11 protein-coding genes are annotated in these 11,017 nt (G+C 64.3%); 3 read left to right on the top strand and 8 right to left on the bottom strand.

All coding sequences use genetic code 11. The features are described 5' to 3' along the window. Positions 1-168 precede the first annotated feature (168 nt). The gene (locus JO236_RS07315; RefSeq protein WP_293326748.1) at positions 169-822 is read right to left on the bottom strand and encodes a TetR/AcrR family transcriptional regulator; all 654 of its coding nucleotides are present in this window, start codon (positions 820-822) and stop codon (positions 169-171) included. A 232-nt stretch (positions 823-1,054) separates the two neighbouring features. Here JO236_RS07315 and JO236_RS07310 point away from each other — a divergent pair, with 232 nt between their 5' ends. Next, on the top strand, positions 1,055-2,248 hold the full coding sequence (locus JO236_RS07310) for an acyl-CoA dehydrogenase family protein (RefSeq protein WP_293326745.1): 1,194 nt from the start codon (positions 1,055-1,057) through the stop codon (positions 2,246-2,248). A 55-nt stretch (positions 2,249-2,303) separates the two neighbouring features. On the opposite strand, the gene JO236_RS07305 is transcribed toward JO236_RS07310, so the two are convergent. From JO236_RS07305 to JO236_RS07275, 7 genes are all read right to left on the bottom strand, one after another. After that, complete coding sequence (locus JO236_RS07305; RefSeq protein ID WP_293326755.1) at positions 2,304-3,050, bottom strand: acyl-CoA dehydrogenase family protein; 747 nt, start codon at positions 3,048-3,050, stop codon at positions 2,304-2,306. Positions 3,051-3,122: 72 nt separating this feature from the next. Beyond that, positions 3,123-4,211 carry an acyl-CoA dehydrogenase family protein gene (locus tag JO236_RS07300; RefSeq protein WP_293326742.1) on the bottom strand — a complete coding sequence of 363 codons (1,089 nt, stop codon included), beginning with the start codon at positions 4,209-4,211 and terminating at the stop codon, positions 3,123-3,125. Next, positions 4,208-4,627 (bottom strand): nuclear transport factor 2 family protein, encoded by a 420-nt coding sequence (locus tag JO236_RS07295; RefSeq protein WP_293326739.1) that lies wholly within the window; start codon positions 4,625-4,627, stop codon positions 4,208-4,210. The genes JO236_RS07300 and JO236_RS07295 overlap by 4 nt, the downstream gene beginning before the upstream one ends. Further along, a complete protein-coding gene (locus JO236_RS07290; protein ID WP_293326736.1) occupies positions 4,611-5,837 on the bottom strand; it encodes a metal-dependent hydrolase family protein in 1,227 nt (408 codons plus the stop codon). Before JO236_RS07290 ends, JO236_RS07295 begins: the two co-directional genes overlap by 17 nt. A gap of 37 nt (positions 5,838-5,874) precedes the next feature. Further along, entirely contained in the window at positions 5,875-6,198 is a 324-nt protein-coding gene (locus tag JO236_RS07285; protein ID WP_293326734.1) for a hypothetical protein, read from the bottom strand. Then, positions 6,182-7,474 (bottom strand): aromatic ring-hydroxylating oxygenase subunit alpha, encoded by a 1,293-nt coding sequence (locus tag JO236_RS07280; RefSeq protein WP_293326731.1) that lies wholly within the window; start codon positions 7,472-7,474, stop codon positions 6,182-6,184. The genes JO236_RS07285 and JO236_RS07280 overlap by 17 nt, the downstream gene beginning before the upstream one ends. Positions 7,475-7,478: 4 nt before the next feature. After that, complete coding sequence (locus tag JO236_RS07275) at positions 7,479-8,030, bottom strand: carboxymuconolactone decarboxylase family protein (protein WP_293326729.1); 552 nt, start codon at positions 8,028-8,030, stop codon at positions 7,479-7,481. Positions 8,031-8,466: 436 nt separating this feature from the next. Between JO236_RS07275 and JO236_RS07270 the strand changes: the two genes are divergently transcribed. Next, a complete protein-coding gene (locus tag JO236_RS07270) occupies positions 8,467-9,765 on the top strand; it encodes an amidohydrolase family protein (RefSeq protein WP_293326726.1) in 1,299 nt (432 codons plus the stop codon). A 110-nt stretch (positions 9,766-9,875) separates the two neighbouring features. Continuing rightward, on the top strand, positions 9,876-11,017 hold a 1,142-nt coding region (locus tag JO236_RS07265; protein ID WP_293326752.1), incomplete at its 3' end, for an acyl-CoA dehydrogenase family protein.

The following is an 11,017-nucleotide window of genomic DNA, read 5'->3' as shown; positions in this document are numbered from 1 at the left end:
TTTCCCGCCACACGCCCTACCCGGTCTTCAGCCATGAGTACCTCAATTCCCCTGAAACTCTGCCCTCGCGTGGCAACGGCGAATCCGTCTTAGCGAATTCCAGTTCTACATATTAGAGAATTTAATTCTCATAAGGCAACCGCGTGCGATATGTGCTCGTTGGCCTCTCTAGGCGTTGGCAAAACCGCGCGAGCAGAAGTCCCAGACCTCATCGGCGGTGATCGGGTGGACGGTCGCCTCGTCCGGTCCGCCGCTGGACTGCGCAATGAACATGACGGTCTGCATCGTCATGGCGGCCACCCGCTTGGGGTTGACTTCCGCGCGCAGTTTGCCGGCCGCACCCGCGGCTTCGGTGAGTTCGGTCAGCAACGCCAGCAGGGGTGCATGGGCGATCTTGACCTCAGCCGGATGCGTGACCAGCAACCGGGGCGCAAAGTCAGTGAACAACGGTCGCTTGGCCGTCGGGTCGGGACGGGAGGCCTCATACAGAAGCTCGACGGCGACCTTCAACCGCTCGAGTGGGTCGGAGTGATTCTCCGTGGCGGCGCGGATCTGGTCGGCTGACCTGCTCAGCGCGTCCTCGAAGAGCGCCAGCAGCAATTCGTGCTTGCCGTCGAACTGTAGGTAAAAACTGCGCAGCGATTGCCGTGACCGGTCCACAACCTCCTGGACGGTGAAGTCCGTGCTGCCCTTCTCGATGATGATCGCCTGCGCCGCGTCCAGGAAGCGCTGCACGCGCTGTGCCGCCCGCAGCTTCGCCGTCTTGATGGACCGCTCGACCGCGCGCTGCTTCCATGCGGGTTCTTCGCTTGGGCTGGTCACGAGCGGCTCAGACGATTGCCGCGAAGGGAGAACATGATTGGACTGTACCGGAGAACGTCGTGCCATCGCCGCGCTCGAGCTCCTCACAGGCCATGTTTTTGGAGATTGTAACTTCCTTAGTGCGAGAATACTATTCTCTTGCACACGTGTTTGGAAGCGGATTCTTTAGAGAACAGACCGTGCCGTCGGCGGAAACGCAAGTCCGCGGATGGGGTGGCGAACGAGGAGTTCCGTGCAGCTGACCTTTGATGCCGATGTCGAGGCATTCCGGGCCGAATTCGTGGCATTCCTCGAGCAGCACCTGCCCGCCGTCACCGAATCCTCCGACGCCATCCAGCGGCCTCGTTCGAGTTCCGACATTCCGCCGTGGGCCCGTCGGTGGCAGCGACTCCTGTTCGAGCACGGTTGGCTGCTACCTGGCAACCCGCCCGAGTTCGGCGGGCGCAACGCCACGCTGCTGCAGCAGTACGTGTATCTGGAAGAGCTGTCCCGGCGGCGGATTTGCCAGAGTTTCAATCCGCAGGGTGTCGGCATCATCGCCGCGTCCTTGCTGTCGTTTGGAACCCCGGAACAGCAGCAGCGTTGGGCAGTGCCGATTTTGCGGGCAGAGATCACCGCCTCGTTGGGAATGAGTGAACCCGGTGCGGGCTCCGATCTGGCGTCACTGAAGACGCGTGCGGTGCTGGACCGCGATCACTTCGTGGTCAACGGACAAAAGGTCTGGACATCGGGCGCCCATCACGCCGACGTCCTGTTGACATTCGTTCGCACTGATCCAAATGCCGCCAAGCACAAGGGCATCAGTGCCTTGCTGATCCCGACCGATACGCCGGGAGTGGTGTGCCGCCCGTTCGCGTCGTTCTGCGATCACGACGATGTCGATTTCAACGAGGTCTTTTTCACCGACGCGCGGGTGCCCGCCGAGAATCTCGTGGGTGAACTCAACGGAGGTTGGCGCGTGGCAACCGGTTCCCTTGCGCATGAACGCGCCATGCTGTGGATGGACTATGCCGACCTATTGCATGGGCTCACTGTCGATTTCACGCCGTCGGGAACGCTGCAGCGGGATCGCTACGCCACGCTGGTGATGGACACTCAGGCCCTGCGACTGCTGGGGTCCGCGGCCTTGGGGCAGGCCGCCCGCGGCCAAGAGGACGTATCGGCACATTCGGTGCTCAAGCTGCTTGGCTCGGAGGCCATGCAACGCGCCGCGGAGGACGCGCTCGACACTGTCGGAGCCCGTGGACTCGTCCATCCGGCGGTCACCGCCCCATTTGCACCGCTGAATCTCGACAGCCACTACGGCAGCTGGTTCGACCGATACAGTCGCACCTTCGCAGCCACTATCGCCGGAGGAACGTCGGAAATTCAGCGCAACATCGTGGCCGAACGCATACTCGGGCTACTTTTCCGTGCGCGAGTGTGAGTCTCACGACGCTTCGACGGCGTGTCGCGTCGCAGAATTCACACTCGCCGGGCCGTTAGAGCTGGGCCAGGCGAGGCGCGAATCCGTTGTCCCGCAAGATCGCTCCGGCCTCACGGGTGAGCTCTTGCGAACTTCCGAGCAGCCCGTCCAGCACCAGCGCACGTTTGACGTGGCGATGCAGCTGGTGCTCGGCGGTGAAGCCGATGCCGCCGAGTACCTGCTGGCAGTGCCGGGCGGCGGTGAAAGCGGCCTGTCCCGCAGCGGCTTTGGCCAAAAGGCAGGCCAGCGCATCATCCGTGGCGGCGTCCAGAGTAGCCTCGGCGCCCTCGATCCAGACGAGTGTCTCGGCCAACCGATGCCGGATCGCCTGAAAGGAAGCGATGGGCCGGCCGAATTGGACACGGTCGAGGGCGTGCTGACGCGCCAGCGACAACATCGCGCGGCTGCTGCCAACCAGCCACCAACCCAGGGCTCGACGCCCTCCGGCCAGCGCGGCCGGCGGCAGCACATCACCTTCTGCCACCGGGTGTATCGGGGTCTCCTCGTCCAGCGCCGAGCTCGACTGATCGGTGCGCTCCCACACCACCCACGACCCACCGGCGTACGGCAACGGCACCGTGCCTTTCGCCGATCGTCCCGCCGCCCGCAGCACGACATCGTTGAGCACCGGTGCGTGCGCACCGGTCTCACCGAGCAACCGAAACACCAAAGGTACTGCGGTATACGGTATTTCGTCGAGCATGTCCAGCCAGCCGAGTTCGGCCAGCGCCGAATCCAGCCTGGCCCCCGAGTAAGTGCTCATCGCCGTTCGGATGGAATCGGTCAGCAGCGCAAGCTCGGAGTCGGTCGCTGGACCTGTCGATACGTCCACTGCTCACTCCTTTCCGAGGTCGAGCAGACGACGGGCGATGATGTTGCGCTGGATCTCGGCCGTGCCGCCGTAGATCGTGGCCGCCCGTGAGTACAGGTATTCCGAACGCCACTCAGAGTCGTCGAGCTCGAGCGTCCCGGGCATCAGGTCATGGACGGTGTCGTAGAGCTTTTGCTCGGCGGCGGCTAACAGCACCTTGTCGATCGAGGTGTCGGGCCCCAGTCGTGCTCCGTCCCGCAACCGGTGCTGGGTGGCCCGCGACTTGCAGCGCACCGTGTGCAGCGCGAGATACGCCGCGCCCAGGGCGGACTCGTCGGGTTCGTCTGCCTCGGCGATGAGGCTGTCGAATCGCGCGTACAGGTAAGCGATCCGCTGCCAAAAGCAGGTGGAGCGCTCATACGGCAACAGGTCCATCGCAAGCCGCCAGCCATCGCCGGGCCGGCCCAGCATCCGGCTCGCCGGTATCACCACGTCGTCGTAATACACCTCGCAGAATTCGTCGACCCCGTGCATCGTGCGTAGCGGGCGGATGGTGATCCCCGGCGTGTCCAGGTCGACAAAGAAAGCGGTAATCCCGTCGTGTCCCGGTGCCGTCCGGGCGAGCAGGACGCACCTGGTGGAGAATTGCGCAAAGCTGGTCCAGACCTTCTGCCCGTTGACAATCCAGTTATCGCCGTCGGGTGTGGCGCGGGTGGAAAGCGACGCCAGGTCGCTGCCCGAGCCGGGCTCGGAGAAGCCCTGACACCACTGTTCGCGGCCGCTGAGCAGCCGGGGAACCATTTCGACGGCGAGTTCCTTTGGGGCGTAATCGATCATGGTGGGGGCGAGCACCTCGACCATCGAGTATGGTCCGGGTTCGGCGAGGCGGCGGCCAACGACCTCTTCGCCGACGATCGCGCGCAGTAGCGCGGGTCCGCCTAGACCGCCCACTTCGACGGGCCAGCCGTACCGCATCCAGTCTGCGTCGTACAGTGCCCGGCTGACGCGGGCGAATTGGTGGATATGGCCCCGCAACGAGCGGTCCGGCCCGGGGGTGAGGTCGTGCTCGTCAAGCCACGTGCGCAGACCCCTCCGGAACTCGTCGACATTCACGGAGCGGGACGCCCGACCGCGTGCGGCCGACCGGAGTCATGCACGCCGCTGCGCCGAATGAACGTCATGGCACGGGTTTTCAGTCGCCACCCGTCGCCCGTGCGCAGGTAGGTGTCGCGGTAGTAACCGATGCGCATGTCGTGGGATGCGTGCTCGATGAAGCACAGCGGCTGGGTGCCGCTGGCCGAATCGCCGTCCAACTCCACCATGGCGGTGCCGGTGAGAAACAAGCCCTTTGGTGCGGCGGCCACCAAGTCCGGGAACCTGTCCAGGTTGTAGGTGTCGCCGAACGCGCTGTAGGTCCCGTCCGGGGTGAAGACGCCCACCAGCCCCTCGACGTCTTGCTGGGTGATGGTGACCGCGTAGCGGGCCAGCAACTGCTGGATCTCGACGAGGTCCTCAGTTCTGGTTGGCATAAACCTTGCCGCCTTTCATCACAAAGCTGACCTTTTGGGTAACGGTGATGTCGTCCAACGGGTTGCCCGGCACCGCGATGATGTCGGCGAGCTGACCCGCGGCGAGCCGTCCACGGTCGGTGGCGTTGATCAGTTCGGCCGCGGTCACCGTCGCGGCGCGCAGCACCGCTAGCGGCGGCAAACCCCAATCCACCAGGGTCACAAGCTCATCGGCGTTCCTGCCATGCGGAATCGCGGGAGCGTCGGTGCCGACCGCGATCTTCACGCCGGCCTCGTAGGCGGCCAGAATCGACGTGCGTGACTTCGGGAACATCTCGGCGGCCTTGGCCCGCAGTTCGGGCGGCGCATGCGAGATGTCCATTCCCTCGGCCAGGCGTCGGGTGCTCACCAGGAAGGTGCCGTGCTCGACCATCATCGCGATCGCCTCGTCGTCGACGAGGAAGCCGTGTTCGATGCAGTCGATGCCGGCTTCAACCGCATGCTTGACGGCGTCGGCGCCGTGCGTGTGCGCGGCGACGCGCAACCCGCGCCGGTGCGCCTCGTCGACGATCGCGCGTAACTCTTCGTCCGAATAGTGCTGTGCGCCAGGGGGGCCCGTGAGCGACATCACCCCGCCCGAGCAACAGACCTTGATCAGCTCGGCGCCGTGTTTGATCTGGTAACGGACCGCCTTGCGGATTTCGTCGATGCCGTTGGCGATGCCTTCCTCGACCGTCAGGTCGAGCACATGCGGCGCGAACGCGGCGAACATCGTCGGGTCCAGGTGCCCGCCGGTGGGTGTAATGGCATGTCCGGCAGGCACAATCCGCGGCCCGTCGATCCAGCCCGCGTCGATGGCCTTGCCGAGGGCGACGTCGAGGAGGTAACCGCCGGTCTTGACGAACAGGCCGAGGTTGCGCACCGTGGTGAACCCGGCCCGCAGGGTGCGGCGGGCGTTGCCGACGGCGCGCAGCACGCGGGTAGGTGGGTCGTCCTGCACCTGGGACAGCCCGGGCTTTTCACCGCGCCCGCCCATCAGCAGGTTGACCTCCATGTCCATCAGCCCGGGCAGCAGGATCTGGTCGCCGAGGTCGAGCTGCTCGCCTTGGATCGAGCCTCCGCCGTCCCCGCCGATGGCGGCGATCCGGTCGTCCTCGATCCGCAGCACCGCCGGCCGGACGATCTCCCCGGCGTCGACGTCGAGCAGCCCGGCCGCCTTGAGCGTCAACACCGCGATGAGCTCCTCGGGTGATGAGCTGAGCGCACCGCTAGATCACCGGTTCCCGGATCAGCTCAACCCACGCGGCGCCGCTGTCGGGGACGCGCGGTTGCTTCCAGGCTTCGATCGGAAAGGACACCATGACCAGCGACTGCATCAGGTGCATCAGGGTTTTCGCGTCATCCGGCAGGTCGTCCAGGGGGAACTTGTCGCAGTACTCGATCACGTCATTCAGGCGGGGGAACGCGACGTCATAGAACTGCTGTAGCTCGGCCATCGAAGACGCCAGCCGCTTGGCGTAGCGCTCGGGTTCGGTTGCCAGATCCCACTCCAGATAGGGCTTCAACTCGGCGAATTCAGCGGGCAGCGCCATTGTTGGCTACCTCCTTTTTCCAACCCGTCACGTAATCGCCGGTCACCTTGTGCAGGTGGCGGAGAAGGATTTCCTGGTCGCACAACGGAAACTCTTGCACGATCCTGGTGCCAATCATGGTCTGGGTCGCCTCCAGGGTGTTGGCGTCTTGCAGCGCGTACTCCTTGAATGTCACCGCGGCCAACTCGTGGGCCAGGCGCTCGCGGGCGTTGCGCGGCGGAACGAAATAGAGCGTGCACTCGAAGATGTGCTTGTCGACGGCCGTCGGCCAGTAGTGGTAGGTGAGATACCAGCCGGGCTCCCAGATCAGCAGCATGAAGTTCGGGTAGAAGTGCCACGAGTCGATGCCCCACTGCGGGACCTTCTTCGGGTTGACGCCCGGGGGCAGCTGCTCGAGCTTCTCGATGATTTCCGGCTTGTCCCAGGGACCGAAGAGCCCACTGCGCAGGACCTGGTCCATGGGCTTCACCATGCTCATGTCGGCGGGCGGCGCCTGACCGCCCCAAGTGGAGATCATCCCGTGCGGGCTCGCCAGCTCGTAGTACAACGCCTCGAAGCCGTACTTGATGATCTTGGCGGCCTCTTCCTTGGTGTACTGCCCCTGGTGCAGCACCGGCGCGTGGTAGAACTCGGCGAACGCGTCGATGAACAGCTTCCAGTTGCTGCCGACCTCGGCGCGGTAGGAGTAGGACTCGGTCATCTCGTGGAAGGGGTAGCCCTCGATGCCTTCGGCCAGTGGCCCGAGGTAGTCGACGAGCGGCTTGGCGTTCTGGTCAAAGTTGATGAAGATGAATCCTTCCCAGGCCTCGCAGCGGACGGGCACCAGGCCGTAATCGCTCTTGCCGACGTTGAAGAACTCGTCCTCCTGCTGGATGAAGGTCAGGTCGCCGTCGAGGCTGTAGCGCCAGGCGTGGTACTTGCAGGTGAACTGGCGGCAGGTACCCGAGGTCTCCTCGTGTGGAAAGTCGTTCCACACCAGCTTGTTTCCGCGGTGCCGGCAGACGTTATGGAACGCCTTGACGGTCCCGTCCTTGGTCTTGACGATGATCACCGACATCCCGGGGCCGGCCGATGGCAGCTCCTTGGTGAAATAGCTGCCGGTGCGCGGTAACCGCTCGACGCGGCCGACGTTGAGCCACGTCCGCTTGAAGATCGCCTCGCGTTCGGCTTCGAAGAACGCCGGATCAATCGAGTCGGTGTAATCGACTGGCGCGGTTCCCAATTCGGGATAGGTCTCCGTCCAGCTGCCCGCGGCTGGTTTCGCGAAGTGGGCCAACGTTCTACCTTTCGTTGTGGTGTGCCTCGACCTCAACGCCAAAAGTGTTGAGGGCCATGGCCAGCATGATGTACGAACCGACCGTGAAGACGTAGTCCATCCGCTGGCGGTCGTCCATACGCTTGCCGAGCGTGGCCCAGGTCCCATCGGACAACTGAGATTTCTCGTCCAACTCGTCAACCCCGTTGACCACCGCACGCTCGAATTCGTCGAACTGGTCGTCGGCCCCGGCGGGCCGACTCACCGCGTCGATCTCCTCGTCAGTGATGCCCTCGCGTTTGGCCAGATCGACATGGTGGGTCCACTCGTAGGTACAGCCGCGACGGTGTGCGACCCGCAGAATGGCCAGTTCGCGGAGTCGCGGCGGCAGCGTAGACGAGTACAAGAGGTGCACGTTGAACCGGAGGAACGCCTTCGTGAGGGCGGGGTGATTGACCATGGTCGCCAGCACGTTGGACGCGTCGCGAGGATTGCGCCGTTCCTCCGGCAACATGCCCGCCAGAGCCTGGTGGACCGCGTCGTCCCACTGGTCTGCGGGTAGCGGCGGAAGACGCATCCCGCCGTCTCCTCTCGATCAAAGAGAATCATATTCTCATTTACAACCAATAGACTTGCACGATTCGTTCTCCAGGTCAATCCTGGGGGGCGGGTCCGGCGTTCGCACGCGCTGCGGCGCGGTCGTTGGTGAATTCTGCGGTGCTCGCTGCGGGCGGGTGCTCGCTGCGGGCGGTTCAGGCGTCCTTCCGTCTCCCCGAACCGCCTCGTCGTGGGCAATTCGCCGCTCCGCGTGAGGCGGTTTGGCCGGCGGACCGTTGCCAGGGAAGTTAGGGGGATGTTGATTCTCGCCTCGCGAGAAGATAGTTTTCAACTATTAGTGAGCTAGGCGCCGACGCCCGCTCGGCGACGTCCGCACGGGGGCTGCGTCGGATTCTCGAGGGATGCTCGATGGACGGAACGGGTCTTCAAGGCTCTTCAAGGAGAGGTTACGTTCGATGAATAAAGAAGACATGATGCTGATCAGCGTCGACGACCACACCGTCGAGCCGCCGGACATGTTCAAGAACCATCTGTCGACGAAATATTTGGACGATGCGCCGCGTCTGGTGCACAACCCCGACGGCTCGGACATGTGGAAGTTCCGCGACACGGTCATCCCCAACGTGGCGCTCAATGCGGTGGCCGGTCGGCCCAAGGAGGAGTACGGCATCGAGCCAACGGGGCTCGATGAGATCCGGCCGGGTTGCTACAACGTCGACGAGCGCATCAAGGACATGAACGCCGGGGGCATCCTGGCCTCGATTTGCTTTCCGTCTTTCCCCGGCTTTGCCGGGCGGCTGTTCGCCACCGAAGACGCGGACTTCTCGGTGGCGCTGGTGCAGGCCTACAACGACTGGCACATCGACGAGTGGTGCGGGGCGTACCCGGCGCGGTTCATCCCGATGGCCATTCCCGTGATCTGGGACGCCGAGGCTTGCGCCGCCGAGGTCCGCCGGGTCTCGAAGAAGGGCGTGCACGCGCTCACCTTCACGGAGAACCCGGCGGCGATGGGCTACCCCAGCTTCCATGACGAATACTGGAACCCGTTGTGGAAAGCCTTGTGCGACACCGGCACCGTGATGAACGTCCACATTGGTTCCTCGGGCCGGCTGGCGATCACCGCGCCGGACGCACCGATGGACGTGATGATCACGCTGCAGCCGATGAACATCGTGCAGGCGGCCGCGGATCTGCTGTGGTCGCGGCCCATCAAGGAGTATCCGGACCTCAAGATCGCGCTATCGGAGGGCGGCACCGGGTGGATTCCCTACTTCCTGGAGCGTGCCGACCGCACGTATGAGATGCACTCGACGTGGACGCACCAGAACTTTGGTGGCAAGTTGCCCAGCGACGTGTTCCGCGAGCACTTCCTGACCTGCTTCATCAGCGACAAGGTCGGCGTCGCGTTGCGCAACATGATTGGCATCGACAACATCTGCTGGGAGGCCGACTACCCGCACAGCGACTCGATGTGGCCGGGCGCGCCCGAGGAACTGTGGGATGTGCTGTCGATCAACAACGTGCCCGACGGCGAGATCAACAAGATGACCTACGAGAACGCGATGCGCTGGTACTCGTTCGACCCGTTCACCCACATCAGTCGAGAGCAGGCCACGGTCGGCGCGCTGCGCAAGGCCGCCGAGGGCCACGACGTGTCGATCCGGGCGCTGAGCCACCACAAGGACACCAGGGCGGGGTCGTCGTTCGCGGACTTTGCCGCCAACGCGAAAGAGCTCACCGGCAACAGAGATTGAGGCACGTGCCGGCGCCCGGCGAGCAGACGCAAAAGCGCCCAAGTCGTCGGCGTGTCGGGGGCTTTTGTGTCTGCTCGCGCTAGAAGGAGGCGCCCGTGCCCGGCGATGGGATGAACTTCGAGCTGACCGACGACCAGCAGCTGATCCGACGGTCCGTCGCGGAATTGGCGCGCAAGTTCGACGACCAGTACTGGAGCGAAAAGGACCAGGCGCACGAGTTTCCGACTGAGTTCTACCGGGCCATAGCCGACGGTGGCTGGCTGGGCATGACGATTCCGGCCGAGTACGGCGGCCACGGCCTGGGGATCACCGAAGCGACAATCCTGCTGGAGGAGGTGGCCAAGTCTGGCGGCGCGATGAACGCCGCCAGCGCGATTCACCTGTCGATATTCGGCATGCAACCGGTGGTGGTGCATGGTTCCGACGAGTTGAAGGCGCGCACGTTGCCCTCCGTCGCGACCGGCGAAGTGCACGTCTGCTTCGGAGTGACCGAACCCGGTGCCGGACTTGACACTTCGCGGATCACCACGTTCGCCAAGCGGGACGGCGATCGCTACGTGGTCAACGGCCGCAAGGTGTGGATCTCCAAGGCGATGGAGTCCGACAAGATCCTGCTGCTGACCCGGACGAAGAGTTATGACGAGGTCACCAAGAAGACCGACGGCATGACGCTGTTCCTCACCGACCTGGACCGCAGCCGAGTCGACGTGCGTCCGATCCAAAAGATGGGCCGCAACGCCGTCAGCTCCAATGAGTTGTTCATCGACAACCTGGAGGTGCCCGTCGCGGACCGGGTCGGCGAGGAGGGCAAGGGGTTTCAGTACATCCTTGACGGGCTCAACCCGGAGCGGATGCTGATCGCCGCGGAGGCGCTCGGCATCGGCAGGGCGGCGCTGGAGAAGGCGGTGCGGTACGCCAACGACCGCGAGGTCTTCGGCAGGCCCATCGGAATGAACCAGGGCATTCAGTTCCCGCTGGCGGACTCGTTGGCCCGCCTCGACGCGGCCGAGCTGATGCTGCGCAAGGCGACGTGGCTGTATGACAACGGCAAACCCTGTGGGCGCGAAGCGAATACCGCCAAATACCTGTGCGCCGACGCCGGCTCTACCGCCGCGGACCGGGCGCTGCAAACCCACGGCGGCATGGGCTACGCGGAGGAATACCACGTCGCGCGCTACTTCCGCGAGGCGCGCCTGATGAAGATCGCACCGATCAGCCAGGAGATGATCCTGAACTTCCTGGGTTCGCATGT

Origin of the sequence: Mycobacterium sp., assembly GCF_019247635.1 — a bacterium.
Classification (GTDB): domain Bacteria; phylum Actinomycetota; class Actinomycetes; order Mycobacteriales; family Mycobacteriaceae; genus Mycobacterium.
The sequence above is the reverse complement of the archived record's forward strand: the minus strand, read 5'-3'. Positions and strand labels throughout refer to the sequence as shown.